The organism is Nitrospiraceae bacterium (genome assembly GCA_035623075.1).
GTDB lineage: Bacteria > Nitrospirota > Nitrospiria > Nitrospirales > Nitrospiraceae > DASPUC01.
The window spans coordinates 13182-29818 of the sequence record DASPUC010000004.1; the positions used below are offsets into that span (position 1 = coordinate 13182).

General features: G+C 55.3%; 18 protein-coding genes. 9 read left to right on the plus strand and 9 right to left on the minus strand.

The annotated features are described in order from the left end of the window. The first annotated feature begins 15 nt into the window (after positions 1 to 15). From VEI50_00940 to VEI50_00970, 7 genes are all read left to right on the plus strand, one after another. A complete protein-coding gene (locus VEI50_00940) occupies positions 16 to 3093 on the plus strand; it encodes a CusA/CzcA family heavy metal efflux RND transporter (protein HXX73676.1) in 3078 nt (1025 codons plus the stop codon). After that, positions 3090 to 6167 carry a CusA/CzcA family heavy metal efflux RND transporter gene (locus tag VEI50_00945; GenBank protein ID HXX73677.1) on the plus strand — a complete coding sequence of 1026 codons (3078 nt, stop codon included), beginning with the start codon at positions 3090 to 3092 and terminating at the stop codon, positions 6165 to 6167. The genes VEI50_00940 and VEI50_00945 overlap by 4 nt, the downstream gene beginning before the upstream one ends. Beyond that, positions 6154 to 6984: a HEAT repeat domain-containing protein gene (locus VEI50_00950; GenBank protein ID HXX73678.1), complete on the plus strand. Its 831-nt coding sequence runs from the start codon at positions 6154 to 6156 to the stop codon at positions 6982 to 6984. The genes VEI50_00945 and VEI50_00950 overlap by 14 nt, the downstream gene beginning before the upstream one ends. Positions 6985 to 7077: 93 nt before the next feature. Continuing rightward, on the plus strand, positions 7078 to 7608 hold the full coding sequence (def, locus tag VEI50_00955) for a peptide deformylase (GenBank protein ID HXX73679.1): 531 nt from the start codon (positions 7078 to 7080) through the stop codon (positions 7606 to 7608). Positions 7609 to 7635: 27 nt separating this feature from the next. Further along, positions 7636 to 9360, plus strand: a complete 1725-nt coding sequence (locus tag VEI50_00960) for an ABC transporter ATP-binding protein (GenBank protein ID HXX73680.1) — start codon at positions 7636 to 7638, stop codon at positions 9358 to 9360. A gap of 32 nt (positions 9361 to 9392) precedes the next feature. Next, positions 9393 to 9632: a hypothetical protein gene (locus VEI50_00965; protein HXX73681.1), complete on the plus strand. Its 240-nt coding sequence runs from the start codon at positions 9393 to 9395 to the stop codon at positions 9630 to 9632. Positions 9633 to 9638: 6 nt separating this feature from the next. Then, the gene (locus VEI50_00970; protein HXX73682.1) at positions 9639 to 9848 is read left to right on the plus strand and encodes a hypothetical protein; all 210 of its coding nucleotides are present in this window, start codon (positions 9639 to 9641) and stop codon (positions 9846 to 9848) included. A gap of 11 nt (positions 9849 to 9859) precedes the next feature. Here VEI50_00970 and VEI50_00975 read toward each other — a convergent pair whose 3' ends face one another. The 9 genes from VEI50_00975 to thiS form a co-directional block, all read right to left on the minus strand. Next, complete coding sequence (locus VEI50_00975; protein ID HXX73683.1) at positions 9860 to 10198, minus strand: hypothetical protein; 339 nt, start codon at positions 10196 to 10198, stop codon at positions 9860 to 9862. 106 nt (positions 10199 to 10304) lie between these two features. Then, entirely contained in the window at positions 10305 to 10817 is a 513-nt protein-coding gene (locus VEI50_00980; protein HXX73684.1) for a M67 family metallopeptidase, read from the minus strand. Positions 10818 to 10823: 6 nt separating this feature from the next. Next, a complete protein-coding gene (gene moeB / locus VEI50_00985) occupies positions 10824 to 11627 on the minus strand; it encodes a molybdopterin-synthase adenylyltransferase MoeB (protein ID HXX73685.1) in 804 nt (267 codons plus the stop codon). An 88-nt stretch (positions 11628 to 11715) separates the two neighbouring features. Next, the gene (locus VEI50_00990; GenBank protein ID HXX73686.1) at positions 11716 to 11958 is read right to left on the minus strand and encodes an NIL domain-containing protein; all 243 of its coding nucleotides are present in this window, start codon (positions 11956 to 11958) and stop codon (positions 11716 to 11718) included. Next, complete coding sequence (locus VEI50_00995; GenBank protein ID HXX73687.1) at positions 11958 to 12230, minus strand: MoaD/ThiS family protein; 273 nt, start codon at positions 12228 to 12230, stop codon at positions 11958 to 11960. The genes VEI50_00990 and VEI50_00995 overlap by 1 nt, the downstream gene beginning before the upstream one ends. Beyond that, the gene (gene thrC / locus VEI50_01000; protein ID HXX73688.1) at positions 12227 to 13477 is read right to left on the minus strand and encodes a threonine synthase; all 1251 of its coding nucleotides are present in this window, start codon (positions 13475 to 13477) and stop codon (positions 12227 to 12229) included. The genes VEI50_00995 and thrC overlap by 4 nt, the downstream gene beginning before the upstream one ends. A 27-nt stretch (positions 13478 to 13504) precedes the next feature. Further along, positions 13505 to 14317 (minus strand): molybdopterin-synthase adenylyltransferase MoeB, encoded by an 813-nt coding sequence (moeB, locus tag VEI50_01005; GenBank protein ID HXX73689.1) that lies wholly within the window; start codon positions 14315 to 14317, stop codon positions 13505 to 13507. A 98-nt stretch (positions 14318 to 14415) separates the two neighbouring features. Further along, positions 14416 to 15345 carry a cysteine synthase A gene (gene cysK / locus VEI50_01010; GenBank protein ID HXX73690.1) on the minus strand — a complete coding sequence of 310 codons (930 nt, stop codon included), beginning with the start codon at positions 15343 to 15345 and terminating at the stop codon, positions 14416 to 14418. Further along, positions 15342 to 15542, minus strand: a complete 201-nt coding sequence (gene thiS / locus VEI50_01015) for a sulfur carrier protein ThiS (protein HXX73691.1) — start codon at positions 15540 to 15542, stop codon at positions 15342 to 15344. Before thiS ends, cysK begins: the two co-directional genes overlap by 4 nt. A 147-nt stretch (positions 15543 to 15689) precedes the next feature. Between thiS and VEI50_01020 the strand changes: the two genes are divergently transcribed. Together VEI50_01020 and VEI50_01025 are read left to right on the plus strand one after the other, a co-directional pair. After that, positions 15690 to 16067: a hypothetical protein gene (locus VEI50_01020; protein HXX73692.1), complete on the plus strand. Its 378-nt coding sequence runs from the start codon at positions 15690 to 15692 to the stop codon at positions 16065 to 16067. Next, complete coding sequence (locus tag VEI50_01025; protein HXX73693.1) at positions 16064 to 16636, plus strand: phospholipase D-like domain-containing protein; 573 nt, start codon at positions 16064 to 16066, stop codon at positions 16634 to 16636. The genes VEI50_01020 and VEI50_01025 overlap by 4 nt, the downstream gene beginning before the upstream one ends. Position 16637: the final 1 nt, after the last annotated feature.

Here is a 16637-nt window from a genome sequence, read left to right on the forward strand (position 1 = left end):
CAATCCCCTACAGCTATGATCGCCAAGCTGGTCGAGTTCGCACTTGTCCAGCGGGTTTCAGTCTGCCTCGGCGGTATCGTTCTTCTTTTCGGCGGCCTCTACGCCTTTCATATCCTCGACGTCGTCGCGTATCCGGATCCCTCCCCGCCGATGGTCGAGATCATCACCCAGTACCCCGGATGGTCGTCTGAAGAAATCGAACGACAACTCACGATTCCCATCGAAACGACGCTCCTCGGTATGCCGGGGCTCAAAGAAATCCGGTCCCTCTCTATCTTCGGCCTGAGCGACATCAAGTTCTACTTCGACTTCTCCACCAATTACTTCACGGACCGACAGGAAGTTCTGAATCGGATCGCGATGCTCAATTTGCCGGGCAACGTGCAGCCGGCGCTCTCGCCCTGGTGGGCGATCGCAGAGATCTATCGTTACGAACTGGTCGGTGACCAGATGCCATTGACCGAGCTGAAAGCACTCCAGGATTGGAAACTCCAGCGTGAATTCAAGCGGGTGCAGGGAGTGATCGATGTCACGGCGTTCGGAGGAACCACCAAAGAATACCATGTCGACATTAATCCAGGGGCTCTGCTCAGCTACGAAGTGAGCCTCCCGCAAGTCATCAACGCATTGACCAACAGCAACGCCAACGTCGGCGGCAATTATCTGACGATCGGAGCGCAGAATTACAATATCCGTGGTCTGGGGCTTATCAATGGCTTGGAAGACATCGAAAATGTGATGGTGACGGAGAAAAGCGGAACACCGATCTTTATCAAAAACCTCGGCAAAGTCAGCGTGGGGCACCGTATACGTCTTGGCAAGGTGGGCATCGACGAGCGCGATGATGTCGTGGAAGGTGTGGTGCTACTCCAGCGAGGCTACAAGGCGGAGCCGGTCTTGGAACGGGTGAGGCAAAAAGTTGAGGAGCTGAACACCTGGAAGCTGCCCCAAGGAGTCACGATCAAAACCTTTTACGATCGAACGACGCTGATTCATACGACGGTCGAGACGGTGGTGGACATTCTCATCAGCGGGATCGTGCTCGTCTTCATTATTCTGTTCGTCTTTCTCGGGCACTTTCGGACAGCCGTCATCGTCGCCTTGACGGTGCCGATGGCGCTCCTCTTCACGTTCAGCATGATGGTGCTGGTCGGTGAATCAGCGAACCTCATCTCGCTCGGCGCGATTGATTTCGGCATCATCGTCGATTCGACGCTGATCATGGTGGAAAGTATCTTCTCTCATCTTGCTCACCGGAAGGGTCCGCAACTAACGGTTCCCATGCACATTACCAGAGCTGCGAGGGAAGTCGGAAAGCCGATCTTCTTTGCGACCACTATTATCGTCGTCGCGTTCATTCCCCTCTTCACGATGACCGGGGTACCGGGGAAGATCTTTGCCCCGATGTCGCTGACCTATGGGTTCGCGCTCACCGGTGCGCTGCTGATGGCCTTTACCTTGGCTCCTGCCATCAGTGCCTTTCTCCTCACGGGCCCTATTCGAGAGGAAGAAACCTGGCTGGTGCGGGTCATCAGGCAGCGGTACATGCGGGGATTAAACTGGGCGCTTCGTCATCCAGTACCGATCATTGGCATCATGTTGGGATTATTCGCGATGGCCCTGATTGCCGCCACCAGGCTCGGTGGCGAGTTCATGCCGGCACTAGAAGAGGGCAATCTCTGGGTGCGCGCGACGATGCCAGTGGATATCTCGTTTGAGCAGGCAGACCGGTTGTCGGCGGATGTCAGGAAGATATTTCGGCAGTTCCCCGAAGTCGACAGTGTGGTTTCTCAATTGGGCCGGCCGGATGACGGGACCGATCCGACCAGCTTCTTCAACGCGGAATATCTCGTCAATCTCAAGCCCCGCTCGGTGTGGCGTAGTGAGCTACACCACGATAAGGAAGCCTTGATCGAGGATATTGAGCGCCAACTGCACAGGATTCCGGGAGTCACGTTCAATTTCTCCCAGGTTATCCAAGACAACGTGCAGGAGGCGATGTCCGGAGTCAAAGGGGAAAATTCCATCAAGCTGATCGGCTCTGATCTCAAGACCCTGGAAGCCAAGGCGGTGGAAATCGAGAAGGTGATGCAGCAAGTGAAGGGGGTCAAGGATCTAGGAGTTTTCCGGCTGCTCGGCCAACCGAATCTGCTCATCGAAGTGGATCGACAAGCCTGCGCACGCTACGGGTTGTTGGTGTCGGATGTGAATGCGGTCATCCAGGCTGCGATCGGAGGACAGGCGACCACGAGAGTATTTGAAGGAGAGCGTTGGTTTGATCTCGTCGTCCGGTTCCTCCCTGAGTATCGGCAGGACGTGGATGCCATCGGCAGCATTCTTGTCACGAATACTGAAGGGGCAAAAATTCCGCTCAAGCAACTGGCATCGGTCACGATGCAGACCGGCGCGTTCATCATCTATCGCGAGAATAACGAGCGCTACATCCCGATTAAATTCAGCGTGCGCGGACGGGATCTGGAAAGTACGGTGAAAGAGGCTCAACGGCTTATTCAAGAACAGGTCACGCTGCCACCCCGCTACCGGATCGAATGGCACGGCGAGTTCGATCAATTGCAAGAAGAGAAGCAGCGGCTGTCGACCGTCGTGCCGATGAGTCTCCTCATCATTCTGGTCCTCATCTATCTCGGGGTGGATTCGCTTCGCGATGCATTGTTGGTGTTGTCGACCGTTCCCTTTGCACTGATCGGCGGGATCTTTTCGCTGTTGTTCACGGGGACCGACTTCAGTATTTCTGCTGCCGTCGGTTTCATCTCCCTCTTCGGAGTGGCGATCCAAGGCGGACTCATTCTGGTCGTGAGAATTCGTGATTTGTTGGAACAAGGGCACGAACTGACCGATGCCATCGTGCAAAGCGCGGAAGCGCGGATGCGCCCGGTTCTCATGACGACGCTGGCTGCAGCGATTGGGTTGTTTCCTGCCGCTGTGGCCACCGGGATCGGAGCCCAATCCCAACAACCTTTGGCTCGGGTCGTGGTCGGTGGCATGCTCACGTCGGCCGTGCTGATTCTTTTGGTTCTTCCGGTTCTGTACGCGCTCCTCCATCGGGGTCTGGCCAGCAAGGAACAGCCATGATCGTTCGACTCGTCGAATTCGCTCTTGTCCAGCGGGCACTCATGCTGATCCTGGGTGTCGTCCTGTTCTTCGGCGGTCTCTACGCGTTTCACATTCTCGACGTTGTCGCCTACCCTGACCCCTCGCCGCCCATGGTAGAGGTCATCACCCAATATCCCGGATGGTCGGCTGAGGAAATCGAGCGGCAAGTGACGATACCCATCGAAACAGCTCTCACCGGCATGCCGGGTCTGACCGACTTACGTTCGCTCTCCATTTTCGGGCTGAGTGACATCAAGTTCTATTTTGCGTTCGGAACGGACTACTTCAAAGATCGGCAGGAGGTCCTGAACCGGCTGGCAATGATGTCGTTTCCGGAATCCATCACGCCGACGCTGTCGCCCTGGTGGGCCATTGCAGAAATCTATCGCTATGAAATGGTGGGCGACGACGTGTCCTTGACGGATCTGAAAACGATTCAGGATTGGCAATTGCACCGAGAAATTAAACGGGTGCCCGGTGTTGTGGACGTGACGGCATTTGGCGGCACGACGAAAGAGTATCACGTCAATGTCAATCCGGGGGCCTTGCTGAGTTACGGCGTTACTCTGCCGCAAGTCCTGGGGGCTCTCACGAACAGCAATGCCAATGTCGGGGGTAATTACCTCACGGTGGGATCGCAGAATTTCAATATCCGAGGGTTGGGGCTGATCAATAACATGGACGATATCGAAAACGTGATGGTGGCGGAGAAAGACGGGACCCCGATCTTTGTGAGGAATCTCGGGAAAGTCAGCCTGGGCCATCGGATACGTCTGGGCAAGGTCGGCATTGACGATCGGGACGACGTGGTTGAGGGCGTCGTCCTGCTGCAGCGCGGTTACAAAGCCATGGCAGTCTTGGAGCTACTCAAGAATAAGGTCGAGGAGCTGAACGCCTGGAAGCTGCCGGCGGGGGTCAAGATCAAGACGTTCTACGATCGGACGATCCTGATTCAGACCACGATCGAAACAGTCGTCGATATTCTGATCAGTGGCATGGTCCTGGTCTTCTTCATTCTCTACGTGTTCTTGGGACACTTCCGTGCCGCATTGATTGTGGCCTTGACGATCCCGCTCTCCTTGCTCTTCACGTTCGCGATGATGGTGCTCGTCGGACAATCGGCCAATCTCATCTCGCTCGGTGCGATCGATTTCGGGATCATCGTCGATGCCGCACTGATCATGGTAGAAAGCGTGTTTTTTCACTTGGCCCACCCCACAGGGCCTCATTTGACAACGCCGCAACACGTCATTCGCGCGGCCCGGCAGGTTGGGCGACCGATTTTTCTTTCTACGGCCATCATCGTCGTGGCCTTCATTCCGCTATTTACGATGACCGGCGTGCCCGGAAAGATCTTTGCTCCAATGTCCATCACGTACGGGTTTGCGCTGGTCGGCGCGCTCTTGATCGCATTTACTCTGGCGCCGTTGCTGTGTTCGATCCTACTCGCAGGGCCTATTCGAGAACAGGATACGGCGGTCGTACGAGTCGTCCGTCGGCTGTACGAATCCGTGTTGAAATGGGCGCTCAAGCACGCGCTCTTCGTTGTCGGATTAGGACTACTGCTGTTGATCGTCGCCGTAGGCGCGCTGCAATTTGTGGGCGGGGAGTTCATGCCGGCGTTGGAGGAGGGCAATCTGTGGGTACGGGCGACCATGCCGGTCGATATCGCCTTTGAGCAAGCCGCCAGGTTGGCCACCGAGATCAGGGGAATCTTTCGACAGTTTCCAGAAGTGGCGAATACCGTGTCTCAGTTGGGGAGACCGGATGACGGCACCGACCCGACCAGTTTTTTTAATGCCGAATTCCTGGTGACGCTCAAACCTCAGCGGCAATGGCGGTCGGAAATTATCTCGAAGGAGAAGCTGGTTGAAGAGATTGAATCGGTTTTGGCACAGATTCCCGGCATCACATTTAATTTCTCGCAGATGATTCAAGATAACGTTCAGGAAGCGATGTCCGGTGTAAAGGGAGAGAACTCCATTAAGTTGTTCGGATCGGATCTGAAGGTCCTCGAGCAGGCTGCAGTAAAGATTGAGCGGGCCATGAAAGAAGTTCCGGGGGTGAAGGATCTGGGTATTTTCAGGCTGATGGGCCAGCCCAATCTCCTGATCAAGGTCGACCGGGAGGCGTGCGCGCGGTACGGTCTGTCGGTGTCCGATGTGAATGCCGTGATCCAAGCGGCGGTGGGGGGGCAGGGTGTGACTCGTGTCTTTGAGGGTGAAATGTGGTTCGATTTGGTCGTTCGCTTCCTGCCGGAATATCGGCAAGATGTCGAGAGCATCGGCAATATCCTGGTCAGCACGCCGGAGGGGGCGAAGATTCCCCTCAAGCAATTAGCACTGATTTCGACTCAGGCCGGCGCGTTCATTATCTATCGCGAGAATAACGAGCGCTATATTCCGATCAAGTTCAGTGTCCGCGGGCGTGACTTGGAAAGCACAGTGAAGCAAGCTCAGACGACGCTGGGAAACCGCATTCAACTGCCGGAACGGTATCGAATCGAATGGGCGGGAGAATACGATCAGCTGAAGGATGAGCAAAAACGGCTCACCATCGTTGTGCCCTTAGCGCTGGTGGTTATCCTCTTCCTTCTCTACACCACGTTTGATTCGGTACGAGATGCATTTTTGGTTTTTGCCACTGTCCCCTTTGCCCTCATCGGGGGTGTCCTCTCGCTCGTTGTGACGGGAACCGCGTTCAGTATCTCTTCTGCTGTCGGCGTCATCTCGACCCTTGGCGTGGCTATTCTCGGCGGTGTGCTGCTTATCTCCCGCATCGTGGAGTTTCGCGACACGGGCATTCCGTTGCGAGAGGCCATTATCAAGGGAGCGGACGTTCAGATGCGTCCGATTCTCATGGCCACCCTCGGTGCGGCGATCGGCCTCTTGCCCGCGGCGCTCGCCACCGGCATCGGATCCCAAGCCCAAAAACCTCTAGCGCGAGTCGTTGTCGGCGGTATGTTGACCGCGGCGGTCTTGATTTTGGTGGTCTTGCCGGTGTTGTATGAACTGGTGCACAGACGCGATAGGATGAACGATGAAAAGGAATAACCGTATGCGCGGAATCACCGCACACGAAGGGAGACGCAGGATGCTGGTCGGTCTCGTCGCGGGATTTGTCCTCGGAGTGAGTACGCCGGCATGGGCGGTGCAAGACCAAAGTCGCTGGTTGGTGCCGGTCCAAATGCCGTACGAAGCCCCGCCGAAATCTCCGGACGTTCCGGACTTCTCGGTTCCTCCCAACAACAAAGCGCTGAGTCCCGAAGAGCTTCAGCGAGCCGAAGCCCTGTTGCCGTTGCTCGAAGGGAAACAGGAGTTTTGGGCGATGGGCGAATTCGTCCATCTCGGCGAACCGGTCGTGCCGGTTCTGGTCAAAGGGTTGACCATGCCGGGCCCGCGCCTCCGCTATAACACGATTGAAACTCTTTCGATGATGCATGCGACCGCGGCGGTCCCTTCCTTGCTCGCGACGGCCAAAGAACCCAATGAGATTCCTCGAGTTCGAGAGCATGCCTTGCGGGTGGCGGTGCGGCTGGACGCGTCGAAAACTCCTGAAGCGATAGCCGTGATGGCCAAGGATCAGAATTCTTCGATTCGCAAGGTCGCAGCGTTCGAATCGCGCTATGTCCGGGAAAAAGCCGTGATTCCAACCTTGATCGGAATGATCGCTGACGACGAACGGTTTGTGGGACTGACGGCGGTGCAATCCCTGTGGATTTTGACCAGACACGAGACAGAATTCCATGATTGGGATATATCAACCAAACAGGATCGGCAGGATTGGTCGGTCGAGTGGGTCGAGTGGTGGAACAGCACCAAGGACTCATTTGAGTTGCCGGAGTCGCGGCGGCCCGCGCCCGCTCGCTAGCTCCTGCCTTCGCGTGGTTGCAGGCTCGAAAAACCCTGTGTTATAGGATTCAATCACGATAGATTCATACGCAAGCATGGTGTTAGCTCGAATATGGCACTGTTAAAAATTGCAAAGCTCGGAAATCCTGTGCTCCGGAAAGTGGCGGATCCAGTCGATCCCCGGGACATTAAGACTAAAGAGTTTCAACAACTCATCGATGATATGTTCGAGACGATGCTCGATGAGCCAGGGATCGGCTTAGCGGCGCCGCAGGTCTCTCGTTCGATTCAGCTGACCGTGATGGGGTGCGAGGGTGAGGGGGGATTTCCCTCAACCGTCTTAATCAACCCCACGATTGTCTATTACGGACCGCACCAAGTCGAAAATTGGGAGGGTTGCCTCAGTGTCGATGGCTTGCGGGGCAAAGTGACGAGACCGTCCATGGTTCGGGTTCAGGCTCTTGATCGCCAAGGTCGGATGCTTGATTTCGAAGCAACCGGTCTGTACGCGGTCTGCATCCAGCATGAACTGGATCATTTGATCGGGAAAGTATTTTTAGACCGCATGACCGATCTGTCAACCCTCACGCAACTCAATGAATTCACGCATTACTGGCAGAAGGAGCCAGCCTCGGTCATTTGAGCTGATGGACAACGGACTGATCAACTCGTGAAATCCCTCCTCCGCGTCCTCCAGTATCTCCGCCCCTACCGCCGACTGGCGTTGTTGACTTTGCTGGCAGCTGCCTCTGCAACCGCCATGGAACTGCTCCCGCCCTGGCTGATCAAGGTAGTGATCGACGACGTGATCCAAGGTCAACAGATGTCTCTGCTACCCTGGGTCTTGGGTGGCTTGGTGGTGTCGTACGGTTTGAAAACCTCCTTCGCATCGCTCCGTATCCGACTCAACAACCGGTTGGAACAGACGGTCGTCCACGACTTGCGCAGTCATGTTTTCAGCTCCCTCCAACGACTGTCGATCAACTACTTCGAAAACCGCTCGACTGGCGAGATCATGTCGCGAGTGACGAACGATACCGAACATGTCGAACGGATCTTCATCGACGGGCTTGAGGGGGCATTAACGGCCTCGCTGACCTTGATCGGCATCACGAGCATGCTTTTCGTTCTCAATTGGAAGCTTGCGGTTCTCTCGTTGCTGCCGATTCCTCTCCTGATGGTGTCGGCCAGTTGGTTTACAAGGACAGTACATGGCTACTATCATCATATCCGCAAGGTTTCAGGCGAACTCAGCAGCTACCTCCAGGACGCTCTCTCAGGGATCAGAGAGACGATGGGGTTCTCCAGGCAGAACTATGAGCAGCAACGATTCGATCGGTTGAGCCGAGCCTACAGTGCCAGTAATCTCAAGGCGATGTACCTCTGGTCGCTGTACTCGCCGGGGATGATGTTCCTCGGCAGCGTGGGGACGGTCCTGATCCTCTGGTATGGCGCTGGGGAAGTGCGGGATGGTCGATTAACGTTGGGAGAACTGGTCCTCTTTCTGTCCTATCTCGCTTTATTTTACGTACCGATCAATCAGATTCATTCCGTGAACCACATGTTACAGCATGCGCTCGCGGCGAGCGAAAGGGTCTTTGAGGTCCTCGATACGATTCCCGACGTGCGCGACCGTCCGGGTGTCACGGCGCCGGTCAAGCGGGTGCGCGGCGAGGTCAAATGCGAGCAGGTGATGTTCCACTATCGTCCCGACGTGCCGGTCTTGAAGGGGCTGACGGTGTCGGTTCGTCCCGGAGAACGCGTGGCCCTTGTCGGACCGAGCGGGGCGGGGAAAAGCACGTTGGTGAAGCTGCTCATGCGGTTCTACGATGTGACGGGCGGGGCCATCTTGATCGATGGAATCGACCTGCGCGATCTGCCGCTCCGCTATGTGCGAGATCACATCGGATTCGTTCAGCAGGAGCCCTTTTTGTTTAACGGATCCGTTCGGGAAAACATCCTCTACGGAAACCTTGCGGCGACCGAGCATCAACTTGAACTCGCGGCCCGTGCGGCAAGGGCTCACGAATTCATCGTCGGACTGCCGGAAGGCTACGACACCTGGATCGGAGAACGGGGGATCAAGTTGTCTGTCGGCCAGAAGCAGCGGGTCTCGATCGCGCGCGTGCTGCTGAAGGATCCCCCGGTCGTGATCTTCGATGAAGCGACGTCGAACATCGACACCGAAACCGAGGTGAAGATCAGAGAAGCATTGAATGAATTGACGAAAGGCCGAACAACTATCATCATCGCCCATCGACTGTCGACGTTGCACGACGCTGATCGCATTCTCGTCATGGATGAGGGGCGATTGGTGGAACAAGGACGGCATGATGAACTGCTCTCTCGAGGCGGCGTGTACGCGACTCTCTATGAGGCGCAGTTTCAAGTCTAGCCTCGCAGTGGGCAATCGTTGCGGGTTCCCCGATGACGTCGGTATACTTCCATTCGCTTCAGAAGAGTGAGCAGCTCATGGTGCTGATTTACGAGAGCGATCCGCTGGATGATGAACATGCCCGAGGAAATTTCTATCATGTCTGCCGTGGGCGGATCGATCGAACCCCGTTAAGCGTCCCACCCGTTGAGCAGCCCTACGAATGTCCGCAGTGCGGGCTCGATCTCGAAGCGGAAGATTTTTGGATGGCGATGCAGAAGGGATCGGTATAGCGTCTTATGACGAGCAGTGCTGGGCGGAAAACGGTGTCGGTTATGCGCGGCTTGATGATGCTGTGTGAGACGTGTCACCGTCAAGTCATTGCGGAGAAGCTCGTAGACCACAAGAACTACGTGTCAGACCATGAAGCACTGTTCGACAGCATTTGTCCTGGTTGTATCGACATCAACCGTCCGCTGATCGACGATATGCTGGGAAGTTCCGAGTAACCCACCGTCCCTTATTTGCAGACCTTCCCATCGAAGATCATACAGGTGGATTCGCCCCCCTTCACTTGCCATGTTTTCAAGAGAGGAAGATTGTTGTCCCCGCGCATTTCGACGACGAAATCAACGAGCACACCTTGAGGTAATTTGTCGAGGTGTGGTTTGGCGGTTTCACTGACTTCGATATAGAAGACTTTTGCGCTGGTTGAGATGAGAATTTGGTTTTTCTCCTTATCGATGAAGATCACGGGGCTATAGAAACTCCGTTCTTCAGCCATCGTGGGAGGAATGACGATGAGAAAGAGGAACCAGACAACCAGTGCTCCAATCGACAGGCCGCGGGTAATCTGCATGGTGAGCACTCCTCGGATGAAGGTAAATGATCGCGCATTATGGCATCCGGCTAAAAAGAAGGGAACAGGAAAATTGGGGCGCTTGTAGGTCGGAAACGAAGTGTATTTATACGATCACAACAGAGGCGGGAGAAACCGTTCCATCCTTGATCCAATAGGTCCGGACGTCCGGTTTACTCTTGTCCATCAATGAAATAAGGAGATAAGCGGGGATTGGTAAGTTGATCTTGGGCCAAATGTCCTCATAATCGGTGGCAATCTTAATATCGGTGACCGAAGGGCGCGCTGGATCGTGAGGATGAGAATGGTAGACGACTTGTAGATCCAGTTCTTTGTTCCGGATGTCCTTCTTCGCGGCGGAGAAGTCCTGCATGTCCATGACGAACGCGATTTCGGCCCGTTCCGCTGGAGACAGACGTTCCAGGTGTGCCGCTTTGGCAGGATCAAACGATGACAATTTCTCGGCTCCGTCCAGTGCCACAATGTTCGTGATGCGGTAAATCTCCGTGACCGTGCCATTCTTGCCGGCCAGAATCCCGCAGCATTCGTAAGGGTCCAACTCCCGAGCGTGGGCAATCATGCCGTCGATAATCTGTTGTGGAATGGACAGGTCTGGCACGGCTGATTAAATGGTGCAGGTGACGGTGTAGTCACTGCTGAGGTCGGTAATCGTCGGTTTGGGACCACAGAGACGGCAGGCAGGATCCTTCGGGCGGCCGACCTTCCTGAATTTCATCTCGAGGGCGTCGTAGATCAGGAGGCGATCTGCAAGTGTTTCACCGATGCCGAGAATCTCCTTAATGGCTTCCGACGCCTGCAAGATTCCCATGGTTCCGGCGAGCACCCCAAGCACGCCGGCCTCCTGGCAATTTGGTACGAGACCTGCCGGAGGCGGTTCCGGATAGAGGCAACGGTAGCAGGGGTATCCTGCGTGCGGTTTGATCGTGGTCAATTGGCCCTCGAACCGGAACATGCTGGCAGAAATCAACGTTTTCTTGGCGAAGAAGCACGCATCGTTCACAAGAAAGCGTGTCGTGAAATTGTCGGATCCGTCCAACACGACGTCGTAATCGGATATCAGTCCGACAATATTGTCGGCATCGACATTCATGTGATGCGCGTTGATCGTAATATCCGGGTTGAGTGCGGCAAGCGTTTTCTTTCCCGATTCGACCTTGGGGTGCCCCACGGTGGCAGTCGAGTGGAGAATTTGTCGCTGGAGATTGGAGAGATCCACTACATCGCCATCGACGAGACCGATCGTGCCGATCCCGGCGGCAGCCAAGTAGAGACCGGCCGGTGAGCCGAGCCCCCCCGCGCCGATCAGGAGTGCCTTCGCTTTCGCGAGCTTGAGCTGGCCCTTACCACCCACATCCTGGAGGATGATATGGCGGCTGTAACGCTGGATTTGTTGTTCGGTGAATTCCATATTGAAGACGTTATACGTTAACCGTTGCTTGTGAACCGCAGAGACACATCCTTTACGGTTATCGATTCACGTTTAACGATTACCGATTCTACTCGACCACGTTCAGTTCGATCGGATCGACGAGACAGCCCTTTTTCCTCAGGCCGTCGACCGCCCGTTCAATTTCCGCCGTTTCACCCGAGAGCTCCACGTCGGCCCAGCCGGTCGTTTCACGGACATCCGCTCGGCGGACATTGGTCACGATGTTATATTCTCTGCCGATCTGATAGATGATCGGCTCTTTGACCTTGTCCTCCGGGAAGCGAATGTGAAACCGTAGATGTGACATCATCAGCCTCCAGCAATTGCGGGGACGATCGACACTTCGTCGCCGTCTTTGAGTGAAGTGTCTTTCCCTTTGAGGAAACGGATATCTTCTTCGTTGACGTAGATGTTCACAAAACGCCGAAGCTCACCGGTATCGTCGCAGAGGCGGTCCTTTAAGCCCGGATGCGCGCTGTTTAGCGTCTCGATCATTTCCGAAATATTAGCGGCCTTGGCTTCGACTTCTCCCTGGCCCTTCGTCAATGGGCGCAAAGGAGTCGGGATGCGAACTTTAATCATGCGTCACCACCACCGTTTTTTCCCATCTTGAAAGTTTTCTCAAAGCTCACCAGGCTGGGTTGAATTCGGACAGGACGACCGACCGCTTCGATCACCGCTTCCTGGGTCTTGAGCCCGTTACCGGTAATGTAGGCGACCGTCACCTCATGTTTCTTGATGATCCCCTGCTTCACCAACTTCTTCAGGACGCCGATCGTCACACCGCCCGCTGTTTCCGCGAAGATGCCTTCGGTTTGTGCGAGCAGCTTGATCCCCTCGACGACTTCATCGTCGGACACCATGTCCATTGCGCCCTTACTTTCGGCCGTTGCTTTCAAGGCGTAGTAACCGTCGGCGGGGTTGCCGATGGCGAGCGATTTTGCAATGGTCTTCGGCTTCACAGGCTTGAAGAAATCGCGTCCGGCTTTGAAGGCGGTGGAGATCGGTGAGCAACCTTCCGCCTGGGCTCCATTGATCCTGGTCCGAACCGAATCGACCAAGCCGAGCGCGTGCATTTCATTCAGGCCTTTCCAGATTTTTGTCAGGAGTGAGCCAGAGGCCATCGGAATGACGACTTGGTCGGGCGTCCTCCAGCCCAGTTGCTCGACAGTTTCAAAGGCCAGCGTCTTCGAGCCCTCCGCATAGTAGGGCCGGATGTTGATATTGACGAAGGCCCAGCCGTGTTCGCCCGCAATTTCACTGCAGAGCCGGTTCACGTCGTCGTAGTTTCCCTCGACTTCGACGACGTGCGGTTTGTAGATCAGATTGCCCAGCACTTTCGCTGCTTCCAGGTCTCCGGGGATGAACACGTAACAATGCAAATTGGCCGCAGCGGCATGGGCCGAGACGGAATTTGCCAGGTTCCCAGTCGAAGCGCAGGCCACGGTTTCAAACCCCAGTTCACGGGCGCGGGTGAGTGCTACGGCCACAACGCGGTCTTTGAACGATAGGGTCGGATGGTTAACCGTATCGTTCTTGATGTAGAGCTCATCTAGGCCCAGGTAGGCTCCGAGGTTCTTGGCGCGCACCATGGGCGTCAGTCCGGCATGGGGACCGACGAAGTTGGTCCCTTCCACCGGCAACAGGTCGACGTACCGCCACATGCTGTGCGGTCCTTCTTCGATCTTCTGGCGCGAGATGGACTTCTTGATTTCCTCGTAGCTGTACTTCACCTCAAGCGGGCCAAAGCACATTTCACAGACGTGGATGGCTTTTGTCGGGTATTCTTTCCCGCACTCACGGCAGACCAGCGCTTTCATTTTGGCCATGATCACACCACCTTGAGAATGCTGTGGTTAAGGATGCACTGCACAGCCGGCATACGGATCTCCATCGTCGAATAGTTCGGTAATCGTCGGATGGTCACTGCAGAGGGCACAGGTCGGATTACGACGCACCTTGATCTCTCGGAACTGGGTCTTGCGTGCGTCGAAGTCGAGCATGCGATTCGTCAACGGGTGACCGATACCGAGCACAAGCTTCAAAGCTTCGGTTGCTTGAATCGTGCCAATAATCCCTGCGAGGACCCCGATGACACCCGCTTCCTGGCAGGACGCGACCAGTCCAGGCGGGGGCGGAGTCTTGAACACGCAACGAAAGCACGCAGATTTCTTCGGGATGATCGTGGTGACACGACCGTCGAACCGCAAGATACCTCCGTGGACCAACGGCTTGTCGGCAAAGAAGCAGGCATCGTTAATCAGAAACTTGGCGGTAAAGTTATCCACTCCGTCGATCACGACATCGTAATCATTGATGATCTTGAGTGCGTTGCCGGCGGTGAGTCGCTCTTCATACATCGAGACTGACACGTCGGGGTTGAGGGCCTGAATCTTTTCTTTTCCGGAGACAACCTTGGGTCGGCCAACATCGGAGGTATGATGCAGAACCTGACGCTGGAGATTCGTCAGATCGACCACGTCGCTATCGATCAAGCCGAGCGTGCCGACTCCAGCCGCAGCCAGATACAGAGCGGCAGGTGAGCCGAGTCCACCGGCGCCGACGATCAGAATCTTCGCCTTCGCCAGCTTTTTTTGCCCCTTGCCTCCGACTTCCGGCAGCAGGATATGGCGGCTATAGCGGTTTATTTGCTCTTCGGTGAAGTCCATGATTTTGTTCCGGCTAGTGGCTAGAGGCACGGGGCTAGAGGTGTTTCGAGACTGGTTGCTTCTTTGCCGCCTCTTGCCACTCGCCTCGTGTCTCGCACCTAAATATTAAAATACTTTTCAATACTAATATACCGCTCACCGGTATCGCATAACACAGTCACCACATTCTTGCCTGGACCGAGTTCCTGCGCAACTTTTTGTGCCGCAAATACGTTGGCGCCGGCTGAAATCCCGACGAGCAGGCCTTCTTTCTTCGATAGGGCCTTGGCCGTTTGATAGGCCTCATCGTCGCTCACTATAATGACGCGGTCGAGGATCCTCTGGTTCAACACCTTCGGGATGAACCCAGCGCCAATCCCTTGGATCTTATGAGGACCTGGGTCTCCACCTGAGAGGACAGGTGAACCGGCTGGTTCGACGGCAACGACCTTTACGTGTGGATTCTTTTCCTTGAACACCTCACCGCACCCGGTAATCGTTCCACCTGTCCCTACCGCCGCGACAAACGCATCGATCTTGCCATCAAGAGCGTCCCAAATTTCCGGCGCTGTCGTCATCCTATGCATAGCCGGGTTTGCCGGATTCGAGAACTGATCCGGCATAAAATATGTCGGGTTCTGAGCAATGATGCTTTCGGCCTCGCGGATCGAGCCCTTCATGCCTTCCCAGGCCGGGGTCAACACGAGTTGTGCACCATAGGATGAGAGGAGGCTTGCCCGTTCCATGCTCATGCTTTCCGGCATGACGAGAATCAACTTATATCCACGCACTGCCGCCACCAACGCGAGGCCGATCCCCGTATTGCCGCTCGTGGGCTCGACGATCGTTCCGCCTGGCTTCAGCCTGCCCTGCCGTTCCGCCTCATTGATCATGTTGAGGCAGATCCGATCTTTCACACTGCCGCCGGGATTGAAGAACTCGACCTTGCCATAGATCGTCGCTGCATCAGGAGGCGACAGACGGTTTAATCTGACGAGCGGCGTTTTGCCGATCAGCTCGGTAATGTCTTTGTGGAGGACCATCGTCATCGGCCGCCACCCATGTAGAACAGGAATTCGATCTGATCACCCTCTTTGAGGGTAGTGGTGGCGAGATGGCTGCGCTCCAACATTGCGTCATTAACCTCGATAGCGACCATCTGGGGTTCAATGTTCTTTGCCTTGAGAAGGTCGAGGACGGTGCCCCCTTGAATTGTCTCGGTTTTCCCGTTGATTTTGACCTGCATGCAGCTCCTAATTTGGCCTAGAGTTTCAGGAATTTCAAGAGGTTAACAAAGACTCTTCGATATTGTCAAGGTAACTGGTCCGATCGTAAGTTGCTTGACTTTGCTCCCGGTCCACGGCCACTATGCCGCTCTTTGGAGACGGCCTCGATGTGGAAGCAAAATTTCATGTTTCGCGCTAGCGAGGCGACGCCCCTCAAGGAGTCCGAACAGGAACTCTTTCACGAGACGGACCCCGCCATGGACAGTGCCGGGCTGCAGTTAGAGAAGTTTTTATCCGTATGGATTCAAGGGGAGGGGAACGACGAAAAGCCGTCAGCCTATTCAAGCCTCTATGTCCGCACCGCTACGTTGGATTTTCAAAAACGGGTCGGATTCCTCCAGCCTCTCCAGGGTCGGTCCCATCAAATCAAAGCACTCCTCACACCGGGGCAGAAACACTTTCTCCGTGACTGGTTGAGTCGCCAGGCGCCGCAAGCGTGGGAGGCCTCGGATGACCACTTTCGGGACCTGTTTGAAGTCGAATGACCCCTAGTATCAGCCTTGTCAGATTCTATTCTCTTGTAGTCTTTCTGTGGCTCAGTCTGCTTGTGCTTGTCCCAGCGATCCTTCCGGGATTGTCCTCAGCGACAACCATCGAGGTGTTGTATGCGCCGGAAGATGCGCCGTTGGATCACGTTATCGCCCTCTACAATCGAGCACATCGATATCTGTATGTTGCGGTGTATGGCTTGAGTAATCCGCGTGCGGTCGAAGCCCTCGTGGCGGCGAAAAAACGAGGAATCGACGTGCGGATCCTCACAGACCGGGAACGATTGGACGATCCGAAACAGCGGGCAGCGGTGAACACACTTCGGTTAGCCGGTATCCCCATCCGGGTGAATCATCACGACGGATTGATGCATATGAAACAGGTGGTGATGGACGATGAGATCAATGCGTCCGGTTCCATGAACCACACGACGAGTGGCAATCGCTATAACGATGAACGGCTCGATGTGATCACCGATAGAGCCATCACGGCTAGAGCACGCGATAAGTTTCTTGCGATGTGGAATGATCGTGAACGGTACCAGCCTTGGGTAGAAGGACAGTAGG